The 21,579-nt window shown below is 64.1% G+C and carries 25 protein-coding genes and 2 riboswitches; of the genes, 19 read left to right on the top strand and 6 right to left on the bottom strand.

Annotated features, from left to right (window positions below; translation table 11 throughout):
• Positions 1 to 70: 70 nt before the first annotated feature.
• The 3 genes from A8V01_RS09400 (at position 71) to A8V01_RS09390 (ending at position 2,982) form a co-directional block, all read left to right on the top strand.
• On the top strand, positions 71 to 1,204 hold the full coding sequence (locus A8V01_RS09400; protein WP_103095592.1) for a site-specific DNA-methyltransferase: 1,134 nt from the start codon (positions 71 to 73) through the stop codon (positions 1,202 to 1,204).
• An 84-nt stretch (positions 1,205 to 1,288) separates the two neighbouring features.
• The gene (gene folP, locus A8V01_RS09395) at positions 1,289 to 2,401 is read left to right on the top strand and encodes a dihydropteroate synthase (protein WP_103095591.1); all 1,113 of its coding nucleotides are present in this window, start codon (positions 1,289 to 1,291) and stop codon (positions 2,399 to 2,401) included.
• A gap of 224 nt (positions 2,402 to 2,625) precedes the next feature.
• On the top strand, positions 2,626 to 2,982 hold the full coding sequence (locus A8V01_RS09390; RefSeq protein ID WP_103095590.1) for a hypothetical protein: 357 nt from the start codon (positions 2,626 to 2,628) through the stop codon (positions 2,980 to 2,982).
• Positions 2,983 to 3,043: 61 nt separating this feature from the next.
• On the opposite strand, the gene A8V01_RS09385 is transcribed toward A8V01_RS09390, so the two are convergent.
• Both A8V01_RS09385 and A8V01_RS09380 read right to left on the bottom strand, forming a co-directional pair.
• Positions 3,044 to 3,787 carry an SDR family NAD(P)-dependent oxidoreductase gene (locus A8V01_RS09385; protein WP_103095589.1) on the bottom strand — a complete coding sequence of 248 codons (744 nt, stop codon included), beginning with the start codon at positions 3,785 to 3,787 and terminating at the stop codon, positions 3,044 to 3,046.
• Between the two features lie 91 nt (positions 3,788 to 3,878).
• The gene (locus A8V01_RS09380) at positions 3,879 to 5,297 is read right to left on the bottom strand and encodes a sigma-54-dependent transcriptional regulator (protein ID WP_103095588.1); all 1,419 of its coding nucleotides are present in this window, start codon (positions 5,295 to 5,297) and stop codon (positions 3,879 to 3,881) included.
• A 212-nt stretch (positions 5,298 to 5,509) separates the two neighbouring features.
• On the opposite strand from A8V01_RS09380, the gene A8V01_RS09375 reads away from it, so the two are divergent.
• The 13 genes from A8V01_RS09375 to A8V01_RS09320 all read left to right on the top strand — a co-directional run bounded on the left by A8V01_RS09375 (position 5,510) and on the right by A8V01_RS09320 (position 16,960).
• Positions 5,510 to 5,635, top strand: coding sequence for an aa3-type cytochrome c oxidase subunit IV (locus tag A8V01_RS09375; RefSeq protein WP_103095587.1), 126 nt, complete (start codon positions 5,510 to 5,512; stop codon positions 5,633 to 5,635).
• A gap of 13 nt (positions 5,636 to 5,648) precedes the next feature.
• A complete protein-coding gene (locus A8V01_RS09370) occupies positions 5,649 to 6,794 on the top strand; it encodes an NAD(P) transhydrogenase subunit alpha (protein WP_103095586.1) in 1,146 nt (381 codons plus the stop codon).
• A gap of 11 nt (positions 6,795 to 6,805) precedes the next feature.
• Positions 6,806 to 7,090, top strand: a complete 285-nt coding sequence (locus A8V01_RS09365) for an NAD(P) transhydrogenase subunit alpha part 2 (protein WP_008829440.1) — start codon at positions 6,806 to 6,808, stop codon at positions 7,088 to 7,090.
• On the top strand, positions 7,090 to 8,520 hold the full coding sequence (locus A8V01_RS09360; protein ID WP_103095585.1) for an NAD(P)(+) transhydrogenase (Re/Si-specific) subunit beta: 1,431 nt from the start codon (positions 7,090 to 7,092) through the stop codon (positions 8,518 to 8,520). The genes A8V01_RS09365 and A8V01_RS09360 overlap by 1 nt, the downstream gene beginning before the upstream one ends.
• Positions 8,517 to 8,948: a hypothetical protein gene (locus A8V01_RS28135; protein ID WP_146037228.1), complete on the top strand. Its 432-nt coding sequence runs from the start codon at positions 8,517 to 8,519 to the stop codon at positions 8,946 to 8,948. The genes A8V01_RS09360 and A8V01_RS28135 overlap by 4 nt, the downstream gene beginning before the upstream one ends.
• A 259-nt stretch (positions 8,949 to 9,207) precedes the next feature.
• Positions 9,208 to 9,525 (top strand): hypothetical protein, encoded by a 318-nt coding sequence (locus A8V01_RS09355; protein ID WP_103095584.1) that lies wholly within the window; start codon positions 9,208 to 9,210, stop codon positions 9,523 to 9,525.
• A gap of 48 nt (positions 9,526 to 9,573) precedes the next feature.
• On the top strand, positions 9,574 to 10,746 hold the full coding sequence (locus A8V01_RS09350; protein ID WP_103095583.1) for a deoxyguanosinetriphosphate triphosphohydrolase: 1,173 nt from the start codon (positions 9,574 to 9,576) through the stop codon (positions 10,744 to 10,746).
• A 33-nt stretch (positions 10,747 to 10,779) separates the two neighbouring features.
• Complete coding sequence (locus A8V01_RS09345) at positions 10,780 to 11,439, top strand: NAD(P)H-binding protein (RefSeq protein ID WP_281256485.1); 660 nt, start codon at positions 10,780 to 10,782, stop codon at positions 11,437 to 11,439.
• A 97-nt stretch (positions 11,440 to 11,536) separates the two neighbouring features.
• Positions 11,537 to 11,636, top strand: a riboswitch (glycine riboswitch).
• Between the two features lies 1 nt (position 11,637).
• Positions 11,638 to 11,773, top strand: a riboswitch (glycine riboswitch).
• A 33-nt stretch (positions 11,774 to 11,806) separates the two neighbouring features.
• Positions 11,807 to 12,961 (top strand): glycine cleavage system aminomethyltransferase GcvT, encoded by a 1,155-nt coding sequence (gene gcvT / locus A8V01_RS09340; protein WP_103095581.1) that lies wholly within the window; start codon positions 11,807 to 11,809, stop codon positions 12,959 to 12,961.
• Positions 12,962 to 12,972: 11 nt separating this feature from the next.
• Positions 12,973 to 13,344: a glycine cleavage system protein GcvH gene (gcvH, locus tag A8V01_RS09335; RefSeq protein WP_103095580.1), complete on the top strand. Its 372-nt coding sequence runs from the start codon at positions 12,973 to 12,975 to the stop codon at positions 13,342 to 13,344.
• A 126-nt stretch (positions 13,345 to 13,470) separates the two neighbouring features.
• Positions 13,471 to 14,841, top strand: coding sequence for an aminomethyl-transferring glycine dehydrogenase subunit GcvPA (gcvPA, locus tag A8V01_RS09330; RefSeq protein ID WP_103095579.1), 1,371 nt, complete (start codon positions 13,471 to 13,473; stop codon positions 14,839 to 14,841).
• The gene (gene gcvPB, locus A8V01_RS09325; protein ID WP_103095578.1) at positions 14,838 to 16,436 is read left to right on the top strand and encodes an aminomethyl-transferring glycine dehydrogenase subunit GcvPB; all 1,599 of its coding nucleotides are present in this window, start codon (positions 14,838 to 14,840) and stop codon (positions 16,434 to 16,436) included. The genes gcvPA and gcvPB overlap by 4 nt, the downstream gene beginning before the upstream one ends.
• A gap of 5 nt (positions 16,437 to 16,441) precedes the next feature.
• A complete protein-coding gene (locus A8V01_RS09320; protein ID WP_103095577.1) occupies positions 16,442 to 16,960 on the top strand; it encodes a CcdC protein domain-containing protein in 519 nt (172 codons plus the stop codon).
• Positions 16,961 to 16,965: 5 nt separating this feature from the next.
• Here the strand turns inward: A8V01_RS09320 and A8V01_RS09315 are convergent, their stop codons facing one another.
• The 3 genes from A8V01_RS09315 to A8V01_RS09305 form a co-directional block, all read right to left on the bottom strand.
• Positions 16,966 to 17,097: an entericidin A/B family lipoprotein gene (locus A8V01_RS09315; RefSeq protein WP_103095576.1), complete on the bottom strand. Its 132-nt coding sequence runs from the start codon at positions 17,095 to 17,097 to the stop codon at positions 16,966 to 16,968.
• Positions 17,098 to 17,229: 132 nt separating this feature from the next.
• On the bottom strand, positions 17,230 to 17,361 hold the full coding sequence (locus A8V01_RS09310) for an entericidin A/B family lipoprotein (protein ID WP_103095575.1): 132 nt from the start codon (positions 17,359 to 17,361) through the stop codon (positions 17,230 to 17,232).
• Between the two features lie 73 nt (positions 17,362 to 17,434).
• Positions 17,435 to 18,343 carry a DMT family transporter gene (locus A8V01_RS09305; protein ID WP_103095798.1) on the bottom strand — a complete coding sequence of 303 codons (909 nt, stop codon included), beginning with the start codon at positions 18,341 to 18,343 and terminating at the stop codon, positions 17,435 to 17,437.
• Between the two features lie 95 nt (positions 18,344 to 18,438).
• Here A8V01_RS09305 and A8V01_RS09300 point away from each other — a divergent pair, with 95 nt between their 5' ends.
• The 3 genes from A8V01_RS09300 (at position 18,439) to A8V01_RS09290 (ending at position 19,905) form a co-directional block, all read left to right on the top strand.
• Positions 18,439 to 18,645, top strand: coding sequence for a hypothetical protein (locus A8V01_RS09300; protein WP_103095574.1), 207 nt, complete (start codon positions 18,439 to 18,441; stop codon positions 18,643 to 18,645).
• A gap of 126 nt (positions 18,646 to 18,771) precedes the next feature.
• Complete coding sequence (locus A8V01_RS09295) at positions 18,772 to 19,380, top strand: YceI family protein (RefSeq protein WP_103095573.1); 609 nt, start codon at positions 18,772 to 18,774, stop codon at positions 19,378 to 19,380.
• An 87-nt stretch (positions 19,381 to 19,467) separates the two neighbouring features.
• On the top strand, positions 19,468 to 19,905 hold the full coding sequence (locus tag A8V01_RS09290; protein ID WP_103095572.1) for a hypothetical protein: 438 nt from the start codon (positions 19,468 to 19,470) through the stop codon (positions 19,903 to 19,905).
• A 69-nt stretch (positions 19,906 to 19,974) separates the two neighbouring features.
• Here the strand turns inward: A8V01_RS09290 and A8V01_RS09285 are convergent, their stop codons facing one another.
• Complete coding sequence (locus tag A8V01_RS09285) at positions 19,975 to 21,489, bottom strand: TadA family conjugal transfer-associated ATPase (protein ID WP_170065882.1); 1,515 nt, start codon at positions 21,487 to 21,489, stop codon at positions 19,975 to 19,977.
• Positions 21,490 to 21,579 lie beyond the last annotated feature (90 nt).

Below are 21,579 nucleotides of genomic sequence, written 5' to 3'. Positions count from 1 at the left end.
GCGGCTTGACGCAGAGTCCCGGATGAATCACTTAGGGTCCATATCCACAGTTTATCTCAGCGGAGCAGTCATGGGTCAGATCTTGGTCAAGGAACGCATTCGGGCAAAGGCGCCTGCGCCCACCCCGAAGGAGCTGCTTCCGCTCGGCCGCATCCTGACGGGCGATTGCATCGAGGCGATGCGCTCTATTCCCGACGCTTCCGTCGACATGGTCTTCGCAGATCCGCCGTACAACCTGCAGCTTGGCGGCGACCTTGCCCGCCCCGACGGCAGCCACGTGGATGCCGTGACGAATGACTGGGACAAGTTCTCCAGCTTCGCCACTTACGACCAGTTCACCCGTGACTGGCTGACCGAAGCGCGCCGCGTGCTCAAGCCTGAAGGTTCGCTGTGGGTGATCGGTTCGTATCACAACATCTTCCGCCTCGGCGCGATCATGCAGGACATGGGGTTCTGGATCCTCAACGATATCGTGTGGCGCAAGGCAAATCCGATGCCCAATTTCAAGGGCACCCGCTTCACCAACGCACACGAAACGCTGATCTGGGCCAGCATGGGCGAGAAGTCGAAGTACACCTTCAACTACCGCGCGATGAAGACGCTCAATGACGAACTGCAGATGCGTTCGGACTGGGTTCTGCCGATCTGCAACGGCGCCGAGCGCCTGAAGAAAGGCGGCCGCAAGGTCCACCCGACCCAGAAGCCCGAAGCGCTGCTCTACCGCGTGATGCTGGCGACGACCAACAAGGGCGACGTCGTGCTCGACCCGTTCTTCGGCACCGGCACCACTGGTGCGGTCGCCAAGCGCCTTGGCCGCGAATGGATCGGCTGCGAGCGTGAGAGCGACTACCGCGAAGCCGCGATGGAGCGCATCGAAATGGCGCTGCCGCTGGACGAGTCTGCGCTCAAGACCATGCAGTCCAAGCGCACCGCGCCCAAGGTGGCGTTCGGCACGCTGATCGAGACCGGCTGGATCGAGCCCGGCACGCAGCTGTTCGACAAGAAGCGCCGCCATGTCGCCACCGTGCGTGCAGATGGTTCGCTTGTTGCGGGCGAGGTCAATGGTTCGATCCATGGCGTCGGCAAGGATCTGCAAGGCGCCCCCTCGTGCAACGGCTGGACGTACTGGCATCTGGAGCACGAAGGCCAGATCAAGCCGATCGATGCCATCCGCCAGCTCTATCTCCTTGCGACGGAGCCATGATATTCGGCAGCGCCCCGGATGACTTTCCGGGGCGCTTCTTATTCAGGCATTCTCCTTGACCTGATCGCGCGCTAAGGCGCGCTGATGACCCGCAAGCTCTATATCCGCCCGATCGCCCTGGCCGACAGCCCGCAGAGCGAGGAGGGCGAGGCCATCCGCCTTGGCGGGGCGATGGTCTGGGCAAGCCGCTTCGCCATCATCGTGCGCGAGAACGGGCGCGTCCTTTCGCGTGAGAGGGTTTCGGCAGCGCAAATGCCCGCCGCGCTTGCGGCGCTGCCCGTCGATCTTGGCGCGGCGGCAGAGGCGCAGTGGACGGGCCTGCGCAAGATCCATGCACCGATCCAGTGCGGCGCCCGCACCCTGCGGCTTGAGCAGCCGCAGGTCATGGGCATTCTCAACATCACGCCCGACAGCTTTTCCGATGGCGGCAAGTTCATGGACGACGCCGCGGTGGCGTCAGCCCATGCTGCGGCCATGCTTGAAGCGGGCGCGGCGATCATCGACATCGGCGGGGAGTCCACTCGTCCCGGCGCGGCGGCGGTCTGGGAGGGGGACGAGATCAGGCGCGTGGTCCCCATGGTGGAGCGCCTTGCCGCGATGGGCGCGGCGATCAGCGTGGACACGCGCCGTCCCGGCGTGATGGACGCCACGCTGGCTGCCGGCGCGCACATCATCAATGACGTCTCCGCGCTGCGCTACGATCCGCGCAGTCTGGAAATTGCAGCAGCTTCAGGCGCCCCGGTGGTGCTGATGCATGCGCCTGGCAAGGCTGACGACCTGCATTCGGGCGCGGACTTCGCCGATGTCGTGCTTGATGTGTTCGACTGGCTGGAGGCACGCCGCGACGCGTGCGTGGCCGCCGGCATCGCGGCGGAGCGGATCATCATCGATCCCGGCTTCGGTTTCGGGCTGACGCTGATGCAGAACCTGACCCTGTTCAATGCACTGCCGCTGTTCCATGCGCTGGGGCATCCGCTGCTGGTGGGCGTCAGCCGCAAGCGCATGATCGGGGCGCTTTCCAACGAGGCGCCCGCCCATCAGCGGCTTGGCGGGTCGGTGGCACTGGCCGTAAAGGCGATGGATGCCGGCGCGCACATTCTGCGCGTCCATGACGTGCCGGAGACGGTACAGGCCGTGCGGGTATGGCGGGGATTGCGCGATGCGGCGCTGACGGACTTCTCGCAGCTGCCTGATTGAGCGTTACAAATCTGGACGCCGAATGAACGGTGGATTTCTGCCGGATTAACGAGGGCAGCCCGTTGTGTGCCCCTGTCATCACAACCGGATGCCGCACTGCAAAACGTCCCGTTGAAGGCTCAATTCATCCCTTTGGCTGACGAAAATCCCATTTGTGACCGTTTGTCCCATCGAGAGCGAGGCAATTCCGCTTCGCACTGGAAAGCGACAAAGGGGATTCACCCATGAAGCAGACCACCATCATTCGCGCCGCTGCCGTGGCGCTCGCCATCGTTCCCGTCAGTGCCATGGCTGTCGTGCCGGCGATGTACGAAGAGCGGGTCGCCCGCGTAGAGGAGAACCGGATCATCCAGACGCCGATCGGCGGTATCGAGGGCAAGCACTGGTTCAATTATCGCGCCAACGTGAACGAGACGCAGAAGGAACTCGCCACCGATCTTCGCAAGGCCAGCGACATCGAGGATCAGCGCGATGCCTGGTCGGAATATGGCAGCGAACTGCTCCACGAACGGGGCAATTACACCAAGGCCATGGCCAAGCGTGGCTATCGCATTCCTTCGGTGATGATCGAAGGGCTCTGATCGGATCATTCAGCCGAGAAAGAGGGCCGGGCGCTTGCGTCCGGCCCCTTTTATATGCCTGTCAGACTGCCAGATAGCCGCCGTCTACCGGATAATAAGCGCCGGTCACGAAGGAGGCGCGGTCCGACAGGAGGAAGCTGGTGACGGCCGCGATCTCTTCAGGCCGGGCAAGGCGATTGAGGGCATGCTTGGAAGCCAGTTGCGCCACCACGTCCGGATCCATGCCGTTGCGTACCGCAGGAGTGTCGACGAAGCCCGGCCCCACCGCGTTCACACGAATGCCGGCGTCGGCATAATCGAGCGCCGCAACCTTGGTCATGCCAAGCAGCGCGTGCTTCGAAGTCACATAGGCAGCGGACGTGGACCAGCCGACCGCGCCAAGGATGGATGCCATGTTGACGATGGCGCCGCCGCCGTTCGCGATCATCGCGGGAATCTGGTATTTCATCGCGTAGAACACGCTGTTGAGATCGACGTCGAGCACGCGGCGCCAGTCCTCCAGCGGCACGTCGGCAAGCTTGTGCGGCGCTCCGCCAATGCCGGCATTGTTGACCGCAAGGTCCAGCTTGCCGAAACGCTCGCAGGTGAAAGCGACGAGCGCTTCGTTGGCGGCGGCATCGGCCACGTCGATGCGGAAAGCGGCGCTGCTATCGCCCAGTTCGTCGCTGAGCGCCCTGGCACCATCCTCGTCAAAGTCGGCGACGACGACACTGGCGCCAAGAGCAGACAGATCACGCGCGATGGCCGCGCCGATCCCTGAGGCGGCGCCGGTTACGATCGCTACCTTTTCGTTCAGTTCATTCATTGCAAGAAAGCTCCTTCAGATCCCGCACGAACGTGTGAGACTGGTAAGGGTTGTCTTGCAAATCAGTGTGATACGATTGCGATTTGCGCGATCACGCCGCGTTGTCGATGCCCAGTTCCGACAGCTTGCGGTATAGCGTGGACCGCCCGATACCCAACCGGCGCGCTACTTCGGTCATGCGGCCGCGATAAAGACCAATGGCAAGGCGGATCACGTCGGCCTCGATCTCTTCGAGTGGTCGCAGGTGGCCGTCCTCCGTGTAAAGCATCACGCCTGCGCTTTCAGGCACCTGCGGGGCTGTGGATGGACCTGTGCCCAGTATGTTGAGAAGCTGTGGAAAATCTTCCGAGGTAAGGGCGTCACCGTCGCAGAATACCGCGGCGCGGAACAGCACCGCCTGCAACTGGCGCACGTTGCCCGGCCAGTCGTAGGCGGCCAGAAGCGAAAGCGCGCCATCGGTGATGCCGAGTTCGCGCAAGCCCGGCTGTTCGCCGATACGGGCAAGGAAGAAGCGGGTGAGGGCGGGAATATCGCCCGTCCGCTCGCGCAGGGGTGGCAGAAGCACCTTGGTGGGCGACAGCGCCGTCAGCAGTTCGGGCATGAAGTGGCCCTGATCGGCCAGATCCGCCAGCGGAAGGTTGCTTGCCGCGATCAGCCGAACGTCCACCCGGAACGAATGGCGCGCGCCGATCGGGCGGCAGTCACCCTTCTTTACCGCTTCAAGCAGCCGATCCTGCACCGATTCGGGCAGGCGGTCGATCTCGTCCAGGGCAAGCGTGGCACCGTCGCAGTGCTGCAGCGCGCCGACCTGGCGATCGAAGGCGCCGGGGAAGGCGCCCTTTTCATGCCCGAACAGCACAGATTCGATGGAGTTGGCAGGCACGCCGCCGATGTTGATGATCCGCAGCGGCAATCGCGCGCGGGGGCTGGCCGCATGCATTGCGCGGATCAGCATTTCCTTGCCGGCCCCGCTTTCGCCTTCGATCAGCACGGGGCCGTGCCCGCGCGCTGCCTTGGCCGCCACGGCAAGCGCCTTGCGAAAGTTCGGGGCCGCGCCGATCATCGATTCGAAATCGGGGTTGGACGGCATCTTCTCGGTCAGCGGGGCAAGCTCGTCGCGGGCGGCCTCGCGGGCGGTTGCAGAGCGCAGCGCATGCATCAGCCGATCGGGGGCGACCGGCTTGACGAGGTAATCGGTGGCACCCGCCCGCATCGCCTCCACGGCAAGAAGCGGCGATGTGCTGGCCGTCAGCATCAGGATCGGCAGTGCCGGACGCCGGGCTTTCAGCTCGGAAATCAGGGCGCAGGCGTCGTCTCCGGGCACCCACTGGTCAAGGATGATGGCGGAAAGCTGCATGCCCTGCCGCGTCCCCAGCGTGGCGATCGCGGTTTCGGCATCGCGCACGATCAGGGTGCGCCAACCTTCGCGCGCGGCAAGGGCGGAAATCAGGCGGCTCTGGGCCGGCTCATCGTCGATGAGCATGAGGAGGCGCTGGTCAAGGTCCGCCATGGTATTGCCGCTTTTTATCGCCTCTTCGTCTTTCGCAAAGCAAAGACTTAGGGGCAATCGGTAAAGAGGCGATTAAGCCTGCGCTTGGAACGCGCGGAAGCGGGAGTTCAGGATCGGTTAGTGACGCCGCGATGGACCTTGTTCGCTCTTGAGCGGCGCGCGCGGCGCGGTTAGTGTCCCTGCAAAGCAAACAGTTTTGGGGTAAAGAGACTATGGCTTCGGGCAACGACATCAAGGCCGCGACCGAAACGTACAACGGCTTCATCAAGGCCGCGACCTGGGGCACAGTGGTCATCATCGCCATAACGGCTCTGGTCGTCGGGCTGATCGCGTCCTGACCGGGGCGCGGGGTTGACCCTCCGCCAGCGGATCGCGGTCCTCGCTGAGCGCGCGGCCGGGGAAACGCGGGTTGCCGCTACGCCGGAAACGGTTCGCAAACTTTCCGCCCTTGGTGCCGTGGTGGCAGTGGAAAGCGGGGCCGGGGTTCAGGCCACCATTTCCGATGAGGATTACCGCGCGGCAGGGGCTCAAGTCGGCACTGTCGATGCGGTGCTGAGCGGAGCGGATATCGTCTTCGCGGTGCAGGGGCCTGATCCGGCGCTGCTGGGCGGCGTTGCTCGGGGTGCCTGGATCGTCGCTATGCTTGATCCCTACGGCCAGCGCGGGCGGGTGGATGCCTATGCTGCCGCCGGTCTGGAAGCGCTGGCGATGGAATTCATGCCGCGCATCACCCGTGCGCAATCGATGGATGTGCTGTCCAGCCAGTCCAACCTTGCCGGATACAAGGCCGTGCTGGCAGCCGCCGACGCCTATGGCCGCGCCTTTCCGATGATGATGACGGCGGCGGGCACGGTCAGCGCGGCCCGGTGCTTCGTCATGGGCGTGGGTGTGGCCGGGCTGCAGGCGATTGCCACCGCGCGCAGGCTGGGCGCGCAAGTGTCCGCAACCGACGTGCGCTCCGCCACGAAGGAACAGATCCAGTCGCTTGGCGCCAAACCCATCTTCGTGGAGAACGTCGCGGGGATCGAGGGAGAGGGATCGGGCGGTTATGCCGCCGAGATGAGCGAGGAATACCGGCAGGCGCAGGCCGAACTGGTTTCTGCGCATATCGCGAAGCAGGACATCGTCATCACCACTGCGCTTATTCCCGGTCGCGCCGCGCCGCGCCTGGTCACCGATGCGCAGATCGCCTCGATGAAGCCGGGCAGCGTCATCTTCGACCTTGCCGCGCCTCAGGGTGGCAATGTGGAGGGCACCGTGCCGGACCGGATTGTCGAACGGCACGGAGTTCGGATCATCGGCTATTCCAACACGCCTGCGCACCTGCCGGCGGATGCATCCGCGCTCTATGCGCGCAACCTGTTCAACTTCGTCTCCGCCTTCTGGGACAAGGAGCAGGGCGGCCCCGTTCTTGACGCGGAGATCGGGGACGGCGTGCGGCTGACGCGGGGCGGGCAGGTGGTCCATCCCCGGTTGCGGGAACAGGGCAGGCCATAGGAAGGACTGGCATGGATTTCGTTTCGATCCTTTCGATCTTCGTGCTGGCCTGCTTCGTGGGGTATTACGTTGTCTGGTCGGTAACGCCTGCGCTGCATACGCCGCTGATGGCGGTGACAAACGCCATTTCTTCCGTGATCGTGGTGGGTGCGCTGGTAGCAAGCGCGGCTTCCGGATCACCGATCGGAAAATGGCTGGGGCTGGGCGCGGTCGTGCTGGCGAGCGTCAATATCTTCGGCGGCTTTGCCGTTACCGAACGGATGCTGGCGATGTACAAGAAGAAGGACCGCAAGTGATGGAGGGGCACTCCGTCAGTCCCTGGGTCGCGGTCGCATATCTGATCGCCGGGGTCTGCTTCATCCTGGCGCTGAGAGGGCTATCGTCACCCGCAACAAGCCGCAGGGGCAACCGCTACGGCATGTTGGGCATGGGCATCGCGGTGGTGACCACGCTGGTCACGCACCAAATCGCCAGCCTGCCAGAGATACTCGTCGCCATCGCCATCGGCGGCGCTATCGGCTTCGTTATCGCCCGCCGCATCAAGATGACCGATATGCCGCAGCTTGTGGCGGCGTTTCATTCGCTGGTCGGGCTTGCCGCAGTGCTTGTGGCCGCCGCTGCGTTTCTCAACCCGGAGGCGTTCGGCATTCTTGGCGCGAACGGCAATATCCTGCCCGTCAGCCGGGTCGAGATGGCGCTGGGCGTGGCGATCGGCGCGATCACATTTTCGGGGTCTGTCATCGCCTTCGCCAAGCTTAACGGCAACATGAGCGGGGCGCCGATCCTGCTGCCGGGCCGTCATGTCATCAATCTGGGCACGCTGGCGGCGATCCTGGTGCTGACCGCGCTCTTTGCGCATTCCGGCGCTGCGGGGCCGGGCGAGAACCCGCTGTTCTGGGTGATCGTGGGGCTGGCCTTCGCGATCGGTTTCCTGCTGATCATACCCATCGGCGGGGCGGACATGCCGGTCGTCGTATCGATGCTGAACAGCTATTCGGGCTGGGCTGCGGCGGCGATGGGCTTCACGCTGCACAACACCGCGATGATCGTTACGGGCGCGCTGGTCGGTTCTTCGGGCGCGATCCTGTCTTACATCATGTGCCGGGCGATGAACCGCAGCTTCCTTTCAGTCATCGCCGGAGGGTTCGGCGCGGATGCAGGCGCGGCAAGCGGTGGAGAGGCGAAGGAGCAGCGCCCGTGGAAGCGCGGCTCCGCCGAAGACGCGGCGTTTCTCATGAAAGAAGCGGAAAGCGTCATTATCATCCCCGGCTACGGCATGGCAGTGGCGCAGGCCCAGCACGTGCTGCGCGAGATGGCGGACCAGCTCAAGAAGCACGGCGTCGGCGTGAAGTACGCGATCCATCCCGTTGCAGGCCGGATGCCCGGCCACATGAACGTGCTGCTGGCCGAGGCCAACGTGCCTTACGACGAAGTGTTCGAGCTTGAGGATATCAACGGCGAATTCGCGCAATGCGACGTTGCCTTCATCATCGGCGCCAACGACGTGGTGAACCCCGCCGCCCGCACCGACAAAACCAGCCCCATCTACGGCATGCCGGTATTCGACGTGGAGAAGGCCAAGACCATCTTCTTCGTCAAGCGCTCCATGGGCGGGCAGGGCTATGCCGGGGTCGACAACGACGTGTTCTACATGGACCAGACGATGATGCTCCTCGCCGATGCGAAGAAGATGGTGGAGGATATCAACAAGGCGCTGGCGGAGTGAGGGGGCTTGCACCCCATTGCGCACGTTGGATCTCCGTTTATTCTTTAGCTATGCCGCACCGTAAGCAATCCAACTTTTACGTCGCAGTAATATCAGCTGTCGCCATTGGGTTCACAGTCAGTTGCACGAAAAATGGAGCATCTTGTGACGTAAGAGGCTTAGCTCTTGATAAAACTAGCCAACTTTACTCAATTGATGTCGAAAAGATAAAAGTAGTTAAAGACGAAAAATTTAGAGAAGACCGCTTTGTTTCAGTGTTTTTCCGAAACGAAGGCGATAGCGATTACGCTGGATCGTTGTTACATATAGACCCGCGACTTTGTAAAGTTAAAGGATTTCAGACCCAAGAGGGCATGTCATCGTCTTTTATGCCGGAATTAGGGCATGATTCCCCCCCCCCCACGTTGATGCCTGATAAGTTGAACTGACAACGGCAGCTAGCCACCCAAAACAGACATCCCCACACCGCTAAGGCTGAGCTTGTCGAAGCCCCAGAGGCAGGGCGCTGTGGCGCTTTATGCTGCGACGAGCTCAGCATGAGCGGTGTGTGACTGGGGCCGCGCAAAACGTCCCGCTTCACGCGCAGCGAAAGCAGGATGCGGGGGCCACGGGTGGTAAACCCCTACCGGCCTCTTTCCTTCCCTGACCCCGCTTGCCTCAACCCGTCCCCGATGCAATGCCTTGAGGATGATCCGCCTTATCAAGACCATCGCCCTGATCGCGGCCTTGTGCGTCGCCACGTGGTTTGTCGCGCACTGGTACGCCGAATATAGGGTGCGCACCGCCTTCGCCGAAGCGGGGCTGAGCGAGCGGGCGGCCGAATGCATGGGGCGGCGGCTGGTGCGCAAGCTTTCGCTTCGGCAGGTTCACAAGCTTACCGCCCTGCAGGACGCCGTGCACACGCCCGAGGGGATGGTGAAGGCCGCGCGCAGGATCGATGATCCGCGTGTGGTGAAGGTGACGGCGTCTTCGCTGCTCTTGTGCAGCACCGGCCTCTCCCGCTAGGGCTCCGGACGAAAAGCCCTTTCGTCGCACCCTCTTGCGGAGTCCCGCTTGACCTCCTTTGCTCCTCGCGCTCCTTATGCTTCCGACCCGTCCCGTTCGCGCGGGCGTGAGTTCTCGATCGAGAACGGCATCGCCCGTGGCGCGCGCAGTCCGTATCAGCGCGACCGCGATCGCATCATCCATTCGATCGCGTTCCGCCGCCTGCGATACAAGACGCAGGTGTTCGTGGCGCCGGACGGCGATCACTACCGCGTGCGTCTGACGCATAGCCTGGAAGTGGCGCAGATCGCCCGCGTCATCGCGCGCATCCTGGGGCTGGACGAGGATCTGACGGAGGCGCTGGCGCTGGCGCACGATATCGGGCACCCGCCGTTCGGCCATGCCGGCGAAGATGCTCTCGACGCCGCGCTGCACAAGGCCGGTGGCTTCGATCACAACGCCCATACCCTGCGCACGCTGATGCGGCTCGACAGCCCTTATTGCGAGCATGACGGCCTCAACCTGACGTGGGAGACGCTGGAGGGGCTGGCCAAGCACAATGGCCCGGTCACCGAACCGACCTGGGCGCTGGCCGAACTGGACGCTGCGTACAACCTCGACCTTGGCACCCATGCGTCTCTGGAGGCACAAGTAGCGGCGCTGTCCGACGACATTGCTTATGACAACCACGATATCGATGATGGGCTGCGCGCCGGTTTCCTCGACCTTGACGAGCTTCTGGCGCATCCTTTCGTGGTCGATCACTGGGCCGAGGTGGAGCGCCGCTATCCCGGCGTGCCGCTCGATCGCCAGCTGGCCGAACTGATCCGCAGCCAGATCGGCGTCATGGTCAACGATCTGGTGGCGCAGACGCAGAAGAACCTTGTCGGCATCGGCAGCATCGATGAAGTACGCCATGCAGGCCGTGCGCTCGTCGCCTTCTCGCCCGAGATGGCCGAGGGGGAGCGCGCCTTCAAGCGCTTCATGTACGAAAAGCTGTACTACCACCCCGAACAGCTGGAGACGGCGAAGCGTGCCCGTGCGCTGCTGGCCGAACTCTATTCCGCCTACTCCCAGGAAACGGTGCTGATGGACGAAAGCTGGATCGACACGATGCCGCGCTTCGAGCCTGACCGCAGCCGTCACATCGCCGATTACATCGCCGGCATGACCGACCGTTTCGCCATCGCCCGCCATGCCGAGATATACGGCCGCACGCCCGAGGGGCTGAGCAATGTGTAAGGCGCATTCGGAGGGCTGACGGTGGCACGGGGGGTGACGCGCATCTGCCTGGTCGGGGCGACCGGGCTGGTTGGCTCTGCGCTGATGGAGCAGGCGGTGGGCCGCGATGATGTGCGTATCATCGGCGTCGGTCGGCGCGAGGCGACGCTGCCGCCGGGCGCGCGCATGGAGATGCTTGTCGGTGAACCGATCGACTGGCCCGCTCTGATCCGCGCCGCGCGGGCCCACGTTCTGGTCTGCGCGCTGGGCACCACGATCAAGGCCGCGGGCAGCAAGGAGCAGTTCCGCGCGATCGATCACGATCTGGTGCGCTTCAGCGCCGAGGCTGCGCGCGCTGCCGGGATCGGGCATATGATCGTGGTGTCCTCGGTGGAGGCGGACCGGGCCAGCGGCAATTTCTACCTTTCGGTAAAGGGCGAGATGGAAGAGGCGGTGGGCCGGCTGGGCTTTGATCGGCTTGATGTGCTGCGCCCCAGCCTGTTGCGCGGCGCCCGGCAGGAGCAGCGCGCGCTTGAGGGTGCGTGGCAGGCCGTGGCGCCAGTGGTGGACCATCTTGCACTGCACGGCCGCCTGCGCCGTTTTCGCTCCATCAGGGCGCGGGACGTGGCGCGCGCAACCCTTGGCCTTGTGCGGGAGACGGGGCAGGGGCGCTTCGTTCACGATCACGATGCGCTGATGCGCGCGGCGCGCTGACCTTTGGGAACGCGCAAGGCGCCGGGGAATAGTTTCGCAGTTGCGCAAAGCTGGCGTTGACTTGCACGGCGCGCTCACCCAAGGCTCCGATCACTCGCTGACACGCGCGGGAGAGACCCTGGACCGATTCGTCGGGAAGGGGCGCCGAAGGAGCAACCGCCCCGGAATCTCTCAGGCAAAAGGACCGCGCAGCGTCTAAAGCGAGCCTCTGGAAAGTGCCCCGCCCGTATGGTCGTGGCCGCCGAAGGTGTAACCCGGCCTGTCCTGTTTGGGATTCGTCCCATAAGGGATGACGCCGGGGAAGCTCTCAGGCTTCCGTGACAGAGGGGGCACCTGAATGGTGTGCCATGCGTCGCGGAGTCGTGTCTTGAGCGAATACCCTGTTACCGATGAAGACGGCCTTGAGCCGATCGAAATCCTGACCCTGCCGCTGGATGCCTGGCATCGCGAAAAGGGCGGCCGCATGGTCGAATTCGCCGGCTATTACATGCCTGTCCAGTATGAGGGCATCATGGCCGAGCATCTCTGGACCCGCGAGAATGCCGGCCTGTTCGATGTCAGCCACATGGGGCAGGTCTTCATCTCCAGCGAAGAGGGCATCACCCCGGCGGTCGAAGCTGCGGTGGAGGCCGCGCTGCCGATCGATCTTGCCACGCTGAAGACCGGCGCGCCGCGCTATTCGCTGCTGCTGGACGAGGAGGGCGGCATCCTTGACGATCTGATGGTCACGCGCTGGGCGACGGGGTTCTATCTGGTGGTCAACGGCGCGACCAAGTGGGACGATATCGGCACCCTGCGCGAACTGCTGCCCGATGACGTCACCCTCAACCACCTTGACGAAAGCGCGCTGCTAGCCCTCCAGGGCCCCAAGGCTTTCGCGGCGCTGGAGCGCCATGTCGAAGGTGATACGCCGCTGGCCGACCTCAAATTCATGAAGGGCGCCGCGTTCAAGCTGGGCGGCGTCGATGCGTGGATCAGCCGTTCCGGCTATACGGGCGAAGACGGTTTCGAGATCGCCATCCCCGGCGAGTCCGCCGCGCACGTGGCGGATCTGCTCTGTGGTGAGCCCGAGGTCAGGCCGATCGGCCTTGGCGCGCGGGACAGTCTGCGTCTGGAAGCGGGCCTGCCGCTTTACGGCCACGACCTGTCGCCCGAGACCAGCGTGGTCGATGCCGACCTCAAGTTCGCCGTCAACAAGCGTCGCCGCAGCGAAGGCGGCTTCCCCGGTTCGGACCGCGTTCTCAAGGACTTCGCCGAGGGCACCCCGCGCAAGCGGATCGGCCTGGTGCTGGAAGGCCGTATGGCTGCGCGCGAAGGAGCAAAAGTTTTCAATAATGATCAAGAGGTTGGCGTAGTAACTTCGGGTGGTTTCTCACCCTCGTTGCAGCAGCCGATCGCCATGGCTTACGTCGATGCAGCCCTCGTCTCTGAGGGCGCTGACTTTGTGATCGAGATGCGGGGCAAGAAGCTGCCGGCAAAGGTTGCTGCAATGCCCTTCGTCCCCCACCGTTATTACCGCTGAGGAGCTTTTCCATGACCCGCTATTTCTCTGAAGACCATGAGTGGATCGAAGTCGAAGGTGATCTCGGCACGGTCGGCATCACCGACTATGCGCAGGGCCAGCTTGGCGACATTACCTTCGTCGATCTCCCTGCTGAGGGCGCGACCGTGGGTAAGGGCGATTCCGTGTCGGTCGTCGACTCGGTGAAGGCCGCCTCGGACGTCTACACCCCGGTTTCGGGCACTATCGCCGCCGTCAATGAAGCGCTGGCCGATCAGCCTGAACTGGTGAACACCGAAGCCGAAACCGGCGGATGGCTGTTCCGCGTAACCCTGTCCGACGCTGCCGAACTCGGCGCGCTGATGGATGAGGCCGCGTACAAGAGCTACGTCGACAGTCTGTGATTGATAAAGGGGCGAGGCTTGGTCCTCGCCCCGCCCACCTCGTCGCCCTGAACGCGTTCCGGGATGATGCAGGAGGGACCAGCTGCGGTTTGATCCCGCAATGCACCGAATGAGAGACACGCCCTCATGCGCTACCTTCCCCTGACCCCGGCCGATCGCGCCTCCATGCTGGAGACCATCGGCGCTGCATCGGTCGATGACCTGTTCGTCGACGTGCCCGCCGAAGCCCGGCTTGCCGGCCCGATCGAGGGCCTGCCCGCTCACGCCAGTGAAATGGCCGTGGAGCGCCACATGTCCGCGCTCGCCGCGAAGAACCTGAGCGCGGGTTCCGCGCCGTTCTTCCTCGGCGCAGGCGCCTATCGCCACCACGTACCGGCCTCCGTTGATCATCTGATCCAGCGCGGCGAGTTCCTGACCGCTTACACGCCGTACCAGCCCGAAATCGCGCAGGGCACGCTGCAGGTGCTGTTCGAGTTCCAGACCCAGGTTGCGCGCCTGTTCGGAACCGATATCGCCAATGCCTCGATGTACGATGGTTCGACCGCGTGCTGGGAAGCGATCCTGATGGCTGCGCGCGTCACACGCAAGGGTCGTGCGGTTCTGTCGGGCGGTCTTCACCCGCACTACGGTGAAGTCGTGCGCACCATGGCGAAGTTCACGAAGGACGACATCGTCAGCCTTGCGCCGGAACTGACTGCCGATCCCGACGATGCCGCCGTGATTGCGGCGATCGATGACAAGACATCATGCGTGGTCGTTCAGTATCCCGACGTCATGGGCCGCATCCCGGACCTCGCCGCCATTTCGGAAGCGGCGCACGCCACGGGTGCGCTGGTGATCGCTGTCGTCACCGAGCCGGTGGCGCTGGGCCTGATCGAAGCGCCCGGTGCATTGGGCGCGGACATCGTAGTGGGCGAAGGCCAGTCGCTGGGCGTCGGCCTGCAGTTCGGCGGGCCCTACCTGGGCCTCTTCGGTTGCCGCGAGAAGTTCGTGCGGCAGATGCCGGGTCGCCTCTGCGGCCAGACCGTCGATGCGGAGGGGAAGCGCGGCTTCGTGCTGACCCTTTCCACCCGTGAACAGCATATCCGTCGCGAAAAGGCGACGAGCAATATCTGTACCAATTCAGGGCTTTGCGCGCTGGCCTTCAGTATTCACCTGACCCTTCTTGGTGGTGAAGGTCTGGCCCGTCTCGCTGCCGTGAACCACGCCCGCGCGCAACAGACCTTCGAGCGTCTGGGCCAGGTGCCCGGCGTTTCGATCCTGAACAACGCCTACTTCAACGAGGCGACGGTGATCCTGCCGCGCGACGCCCGCGAAGTGGTTCGCGAACTGGCTGACCGTCAGGTGCTGGGCGGCGTGTCGCTGGGCCGCCTGTTCCCGGTCGCTGATGGTCTTCACAACGGCCTGCTGGTCGCCGCGACCGAAACCACCACTGACGAAGATATCGAGGCTTTCGCCACCGCGCTGGAAGCCGTCCTTGCAGGAGCGAGCGCATGAACGCCCCCAACGCATCCGGCTGGCGCCCGTCCATGGGCGGTTCGGCAGAAGCCAAATTCGCAACCTCGTCAGGGGATTACGCCCTGATGCTCGAAGAGGCTCTGAGCCTCGAACTGGGCGCGCCGGACAAGTGCGGCGTCGATATCGACGAGCCGGGCCGCGCGCCGGCCGCGGGTCTTGGCAAGTTCCTGCGCAAGTCCGCGCCCGCCCTGCCGGGTCTGACCGAGCCGGAAACGGTGCGCCACTACACCCGCCTGTCGCGCCAGAACTATGCGATCGACCTTGGCCCGTTCCCGCTCGGTTCGTGCACCATGAAGCACAATCCGCGCCTGAACGAGAAGATGGCGCGTCTGCCGGGCTTTGCCGACGTTCACCCGATGCAGCCCCAGACCACGGTGCAGGGCGCGCTGGAAGTCATCGAGCAGCTGGCCGACTGGCTCATCACGCTTACGGGGATGACCTCGGTGGCGATGAGCCCCAAGGCCGGTGCGCATGGTGAACTGTGCGGCCTCCTGTGCATCCGCGCCGCGCTGGATGCCCGCGGTGAGACGCGCGATGTCGTGCTGGTGCCCGAAAGCGCCCACGGCACCAACCCGGCCACTGCGGCCTTCGCGGGCTTCAAGGTGGAATCGATCCCCGCGACTCCGGCAGGCCGCGTGGACGTGGCGGCATTGAAGGCCAAGCTTGGCCCCAACGTTGCGGGCGTGATGATCACCAACCCGAACACCTGCGGCCTGTTCGAACCCGACATGCGCGAGATCGCCGATGCGGTCCACGCGGCGGGCGGCTACGTCTACTGCGACGGCGCCAACTTCAACGCCATCGTCGGCAAGGTGCGCCCCGGCGACCTCGGCGTCGATGCGATGCACATCAACCTGCACAAGACCTTCTCCACCCCCCACGGCGGCGGCGGTCCGGGTGCGGGGCCGGTGGTGCTGTCCGAAGCGCTGGCGCCCTTCGCGCCTTTGCCTTTTGTGACGCGCGGGACTGATGGCTCGATCCACCTCGTCGAAGAGGAGAACATGGGCGAGGGCCACGCGCAGGCTTTCGGCCGCATGGTCGCCTTCCATGGCCAGATGGGCATGTTCACGCGCGCGCTGACCTACATCCTCAGCCACGGCGCGGACGGTCTGCGCACGGTTGCCGAGGACGCGGTGCTCAACGCCAACTACGTGCTGCGTTCGTGCGAAGACCTGCTGCCTGCACCGTTCGCCGACAGCGGCCCGTGCATGCACGAGGCGCTGTTCAGCGATGCCGGTCTGGCAGACGGCTTCTCCACGCTCGACATCGCCAAGGGCCTGATCGACGAGGGCTTCCACCCGATGACGGTCTACTTCCCGCTGGTGGTCAAGGGCGCCATGCTGGTCGAGCCGACCGAGACGGAGAGCAAGGCGGGCCTGGACCGCTTCATCGCCTCGCTGCGCAGCCTTGCCGAACGGGCGAAGGCGGGTGACGAGAGCCTGCATTCGGCGCCGCACTTCGCACCGCGCAGGCGCCTTGACGAAACGCTCGCGGCGCGCAAGCCTGTGCTGGTGTGGAAGGGCGAACCCGGTGTTCCCGGCACGCCGTCGCTGAGCGAAATCGGAGGAAGCTGACGCATATGGGGGAAGGTGGACGCGGACTTGCCACGTATCTGCCGCTGGCGATCTTCATCGGCATCATGGCCTTGCGCATGATGCGGATGAAGAAGGCCCGGCCGCTTCGCCTTCCCCTGTTGTGGATCATGCCGGTGATCGTGGTGCTGGCGGTATCGCTGGCACTGGCCGGAATGCCGCCGAGCGGACCTGGCTGGCTGTGCCTTGCCGCGGGGCTGGTCGTGGGCGGAGCGATCGGCGCGCAGCGGGCACGGCTCATGCACCTGCATATCGAAGGTGACGGCGAGCGGGCGCGTGTGATGATGCGCCAGTCACCGCTGGCGATCCTGCTGATCGTGGCAGTGTTCGTCGCGCGGCGCATGATCCTTCCGGCCGGAGGGATGGCGTCAGGTCACCCGGCAGGCAATGCCCTGCTGATGATGGACGCCACGCTCGGCTTCGCGCTTGGCATGATCGTGGCGCTGCGCGTTGTGTTGTGGCTGCGCGCGCGGGACATGGTGGCGAACCATGTCTTCGACGCCTGAAACCGTCAGTTGATGGCGTTCGATCCGGCCTGACCCACCGATTCGATATCGCGGCCAAGGCCCTTCACCGTGTTGCAGGCGGTGGCAGTAAAAAGCACGCCGCCCAGAATGATGGCGGCGAAAATCTTGGTGGTCATCGAACGTTTTTTCCTTCGTTGTCCGCCGCGACTAGCGCAAGGCAGGGACAGAGGAAAGCGTTCGCAAGAGGAATGCAGGCAGGCCCCGCTCGGTAGCCCGATTGATGGCCTGAAGCCTGCCCGCAAACTTCGTCAGTTGATCGCTTCCTGACCGGCCTGACCGACGGACTCCACGTCACGGCCTGCGCCCTTGACGGTGTTGCAGGCTGCGGCGGAGAAAACGATACCGCCCGCGACGAGGGCGAGGACAAGTTTCTTGACCATGGTAGGTGTTCCTTCTGTCTCGTTGCGACGGGTGCTGCCACGCGGCGCATCGGGATGAACACGCAATTTCGGGTCAGGTTCCCGAAGCCTCTTCGGTGGCGCTTTCGTCGATCGCGGAGGTGGGCGAGACGCGGCGGGCCAGGAAATGCTCACGCGAGGTGATGATCAGTCCTGCCGCCACGATGATCGGCGCGCCCAGCCACATCGCAGCCGAGGGCACATGGCCCCAGATCGTCCAGCCGTAGAGCGTCGCCCAGATCAGCGCGGTGTAATCCATCACCACTACCGTCGCGACCTGTCCGAAACGCAGGGCCGAAGTGATGAGGAACTGCGCCAGCGTGCCCGCCAGTCCGATGGCGACGAGCAGCAGCCATTCGTAGGCCCCGTGCGCAGTGCCATAGAGCGGCAGCAGGATCGCGGCGAAGAGGGAACCGTAGAAGGCAAACCAGAACACGCAGGCAATCGGGGCCTCGGTGCGCGAAAGGTCGCGGATCTGGAAGCTGACCACGGCAACGATCAGTCCAGCGCCAAGACCGGCTGCAAGTCCCAGGACCGGCACGGGATCGCCGCCAGGCTGGGCGATCACAAGAACCCCGATGAAGCCGAGGACCACCGCCGTCCACCGCCATGGACCGACTTTCTCGCGCAGCACCAGCGCCGTTATGAGCACGGCGAACAGCGGCGTGGTGAAACCCAGCGTCGTGCCCACCGGCAGCGGCAGCAGGGTTGCCGCACCGATGTTGCAGCACAGCCCGGCGGTGCCGCTGGTTGCGCGCATGGCGTGGCTGCTCATCCGGCGGGTACGCAACAGTGGCAGATTGCCGGTCATGGCAAGCCAGCCCAGGATGATCGGCACGGCCATGGCCTGCCGCCAGAACACCAGTTCGGGCAGCGATACGCCTGCCTCACCGGCCAGCTTCACCAGCATGAACATGGTGGAGAGCATCACCATCGCGGCCAGTCGCAAGGCGATGGCCAGCATCGGACGGTCGGCGCGCGGGCCTTTCGGGGCAGTTCCTGAAGGTTCGGTCACGAAACGGCGCTTTAACTCCGTCACGCCGGAGGGCAAGGCGGGGCATGGACGATTCTCTGGTTTTGATGACCGTGTGCGGCAGCCTGGCCGCGCTGATCGCGGCGATTGCCTTGCTGGGCGATCATCGGCGGCATCGCCGCAAGGACATCGAGCGCGTGGGCTTCATGCCGTGGACGCCGATCTTCTTCTTCTCGCTGATGGTGGCGGTGCTGTTGCTGGGCCTGTCCGCGCGGGAGTGGCTGGGCGGTTGAAATCCTGCCTGTCCGTTCGACAAACCTGAACAAGTGGATCGACTTTATCAGGCTGGCCGAAAGGCCGGGACAATGGAATCATCACGCAAGCATGAGCCTTCCTGTCCTTTCCTTCGGAGAATTCGAATGAACCGTTATCTCGCGTCCGCGTTTGCAGCCGTCTCTCTCGTCGTCGCGGCGCCTATCGTGGCACAGCAGGCCGACACCAATGCCGCTGCCGTTCAGGCGGGCAATTACGCGCTCGACAGTTCGCACACGCTGGTACGCTTCACCGTCGATCATTTCGGCATCAGCGAGTTCTTCGGCACCCTGCCGGGCGCAACGGGCACGCTTTCGCTCGATCCGAAGAACCTGGCTTCGGCAAAGATGGACGTTTCGGTGCCGGTGGCTTCGGTGTCGACCACCAACAAGACGCTGGACGAGGAACTGGTCGGCGCGGAATGGTTCGATGCAGCCAAGTATCCGACCATGCGCTTCGTTTCGACCAAGGTGGTCAAGACCGGCGCCAGCACCGCAGACGTAACCGGCAACCTGACGCTGCATGGCGTGACGAAGCCGGTGACGTTGAAGGCGACGTTCAAGGCCGCTGCCGTCAATCCGATGAACAAGGCCTACACCCTGGGCTTCAACGCGGTGGGCACCATCAAGCGCACCGAGTTCGGCGTCAGCAAGTATGCGCCGCTGGTCAGCGACGATACGCAGATCGCCATCACCGCCGCTTTCGAGAAGCAGTAACGCGCCCGGCCCTCTTTTCGTACCGACTTTCCGGGACGGGGAGGGCAGCGCTTTCCTACATCGCATGAATCGCGTCTAACGTGGTGGATGAGCAATCGTCCGCCACGTCGTCGCCATATCCGCGTCCCCGCCTTTGCGCCCGTGCCGGTGCGTGCCCGCAGGGATGGCTGGACCCCGGCGCGGCAGGCCGCATTCCTTGGAGCCCTTGCCGAAACCGGATCGGTCGATGCAGCAGCTCGGCGGGTCGGCCTTTCGCGCGAAACCGCCTACCGCCTTCGGGGCAAGCCCGGCGCAGGCAGCTTCGTCGCCGCGTGGGACAAGGTGACAGGTAAGGTGACAGCTAAGGTTACGGGTGGGACGGCGGCAAGGCGAAAGGTCACACCGGACGAACGCGCGGTGCGGGCAAAGTTCGGCTTGCTGAAAGTGCGGATGTATCGCGGGCAGCATGTTGCCACCGAACTAAAGCCCGACAATCAGGCGATTTTATCGTTGCTGGCGCAGCTCGACCGGGCAGCCCGCCCATAGCGTCTGGACGGCTTGGCCACCTAAGGTGACACGTGTTTCACCAGCCTTTCCGTGTAAACCTCTGCAGGCTTAGAGGCAGGCTTCGAGGTAGGCCTGATCGAAACCGAACTGGCGCGCCTTTTCCAGTGTGTAGGGACGCAGGCCCGAGGGGCGGAATTCGCCGATGATCTTGCCTTCGTCCGTCTCGTCCAGATATTCGAACTTGAACAGTTCCTGGGTGACGATCACGTCGCCTTCCATGCCGATCACCTCGGTGATGTTGGTGGTGCGGCGCGAACCGTCGCGCAGGCGCTTCACCTGCACGATGAGATCAACCGATTCGGCGATCTGGCGGCTGATGGCCTCCTTGGGGATCTTGATGTCGCCCATCAGGATCATGTTCTCCATACGGCCAAGGCATTCGCGCGGGCTGTTGGCGTGGAGCGTACACATCGATCCGTCATGGCCGGTGTTCATGGCGGCCAGCAGGTCGAAGCATTCGGCCCCGCGAATTTCGCCCAGGATGATACGGTCCGGGCGCATACGCAGGGCGTTCTTCACAAGGTCGCCGATGGTGATCGCGCCCTGACCTTCAAGGTTGGGCGGGCGGGTTTCCAGCGGCAGCCAGTGGGGCTGCTGCAGACGAAGTTCGGCAGCGTCCTCGATCGTCAGCACGCGCTCGCCGGGGTCGATCATCTTCGACAGGGCGTTGAGCATCGTCGTCTTGCCCGAACCGGTGCCGCCGGAGATGACGATGTTCATGCGGCAGGCCCCGGCGATCTTCAGCGCGGTGGCCATCTTCTCGCTCATCGATCCGAAGCCTTGCAGCATGTCGATGGTGATCGGCTTTTCGGAGAACTTACGAATCGAGATAGCGGTGCCGCGCAAGCTGAGCGGCGGCACGATGACGTTGACGCGGCTGCCGTCCTTGAGGCGGGCGTCGGCCAGCGGCGTGGTCTGGTCGACGCGGCGGCCCACCTGGTTGACGATGCGCTGGGCGATCTGGAAGAGGTGCTGTTCGTCGCGGAACTTGGTGGGCGCAAGCTGCAGCTTGCCCTTGCGTTCGATGTAGGTCTGGTTTGGCCCGTTGACCATGATGTCCGAAATCTCGGGGTCGTTGAGCAGTTCCTCCAGCGGGCCGAAGCCAAGCAGTTCGTCGATCAGCACCTTTTCCAGCGCAAACTGTTCGCGGCGGTTGAAGGTGATTTTCAGCTCGGCGAGCACTTCCATGATGATCGGACGGAATTCCTCCGACAGTTCATCCTTGGTCAGCGTGGCGGCAGCTTCGGGGTCCACGCGTTCAAGCAGGCGCGGCAGCACCTGTTCCTTGATCTTGTGGATCGAGGCTTCGAAACCGCTTTGTTCGGATTGTTCGTGGACGGCGTTGGCGCGGTCTGCCAGGCGCGACATGGCATCGTCGCGCGGCGCGGTTGCGGTCTCACCGGGGAACGGGTCACCGGGCAGGGGGCTGGAACCGGGGAGCGCGGCGGAAGCGTCAGCCCCCGTCTTCAGCGGCTTGGCCACGCCGAAAGCGGGGCGCGCGCCCTGACCACCCAGGGCTTGTCCCTGGCCACCGATACCGCTGCGCCGACCGAATGCCGTCATGTAAACTTGAACCTCAAACGCTGCCGCAAGGCCGCGATTCCTGTCTGATGAAGGCATCGTTAAGGTTGAAACTTTGATAACTTCCTAATG

Source organism: Novosphingobium guangzhouense (assembly GCF_002896965.1).
Taxonomy (GTDB): Bacteria; Pseudomonadota; Alphaproteobacteria; order Sphingomonadales; family Sphingomonadaceae; genus Novosphingobium; species Novosphingobium guangzhouense.
The sequence above is the reverse complement of the archived record's forward strand: the minus strand, read 5'-3'. Positions and strand labels throughout refer to the sequence as shown.

What these genes read in the sequence shown, in the direction of transcription:
- A8V01_RS09400 (WP_103095592.1), top strand. Translation starts at nt 71, where the DNA reads ATGGGTCAGATCTTGGTCAAGGAACGCATTCGGGCAAAGGCGCCTGCG.
- A8V01_RS09300 (WP_103095574.1), top strand. Translation starts at nt 18,439, where the DNA reads ATGGACGATTCTCTGGTTTTGATGACCGTGTGCGGCAGCCTGGCCGCG.
- A8V01_RS09360 (WP_103095585.1), top strand. Translation starts at nt 7,090, where the DNA reads ATGGAGGGGCACTCCGTCAGTCCCTGGGTCGCGGTCGCATATCTGATC.
- A8V01_RS09285 (WP_170065882.1), bottom strand. Translation starts at nt 21,489, where the DNA reads ATGACGGCATTCGGTCGGCGCAGCGGTATCGGTGGCCAGGGACAAGCC.
- A8V01_RS09355 (WP_103095584.1), top strand. Translation starts at nt 9,208, where the DNA reads ATGATCCGCCTTATCAAGACCATCGCCCTGATCGCGGCCTTGTGCGTC.
- A8V01_RS09390 (WP_103095590.1), top strand. Translation starts at nt 2,626, where the DNA reads ATGAAGCAGACCACCATCATTCGCGCCGCTGCCGTGGCGCTCGCCATC.
- A8V01_RS09290 (WP_103095572.1), top strand. Translation starts at nt 19,468, where the DNA reads ATGAGCAATCGTCCGCCACGTCGTCGCCATATCCGCGTCCCCGCCTTT.
- A8V01_RS09365 (WP_008829440.1), top strand. Translation starts at nt 6,806, where the DNA reads ATGGATTTCGTTTCGATCCTTTCGATCTTCGTGCTGGCCTGCTTCGTG.
- A8V01_RS09310 (WP_103095575.1), bottom strand. Translation starts at nt 17,361, where the DNA reads ATGGTCAAGAAACTTGTCCTCGCCCTCGTCGCGGGCGGTATCGTTTTC.
- A8V01_RS09385 (WP_103095589.1), bottom strand. Translation starts at nt 3,787, where the DNA reads ATGAATGAACTGAACGAAAAGGTAGCGATCGTAACCGGCGCCGCCTCA.
- A8V01_RS09375 (WP_103095587.1), top strand. Translation starts at nt 5,510, where the DNA reads ATGGCTTCGGGCAACGACATCAAGGCCGCGACCGAAACGTACAACGGC.
- A8V01_RS09295 (WP_103095573.1), top strand. Translation starts at nt 18,772, where the DNA reads ATGAACCGTTATCTCGCGTCCGCGTTTGCAGCCGTCTCTCTCGTCGTC.
- folP (WP_103095591.1), top strand. Translation starts at nt 1,289, where the DNA reads ATGACCCGCAAGCTCTATATCCGCCCGATCGCCCTGGCCGACAGCCCG.
- gcvPA (WP_103095579.1), top strand. Translation starts at nt 13,471, where the DNA reads ATGCGCTACCTTCCCCTGACCCCGGCCGATCGCGCCTCCATGCTGGAG.
- A8V01_RS09315 (WP_103095576.1), bottom strand. Translation starts at nt 17,097, where the DNA reads ATGACCACCAAGATTTTCGCCGCCATCATTCTGGGCGGCGTGCTTTTT.
- A8V01_RS09305 (WP_103095798.1), bottom strand. Translation starts at nt 18,343, where the DNA reads ATGCTGGCCATCGCCTTGCGACTGGCCGCGATGGTGATGCTCTCCACC.
- A8V01_RS09320 (WP_103095577.1), top strand. Translation starts at nt 16,442, where the DNA reads ATGGGGGAAGGTGGACGCGGACTTGCCACGTATCTGCCGCTGGCGATC.
- gcvPB (WP_103095578.1), top strand. Translation starts at nt 14,838, where the DNA reads ATGAACGCCCCCAACGCATCCGGCTGGCGCCCGTCCATGGGCGGTTCG.
- gcvH (WP_103095580.1), top strand. Translation starts at nt 12,973, where the DNA reads ATGACCCGCTATTTCTCTGAAGACCATGAGTGGATCGAAGTCGAAGGT.
- A8V01_RS09380 (WP_103095588.1), bottom strand. Translation starts at nt 5,297, where the DNA reads ATGGCGGACCTTGACCAGCGCCTCCTCATGCTCATCGACGATGAGCCG.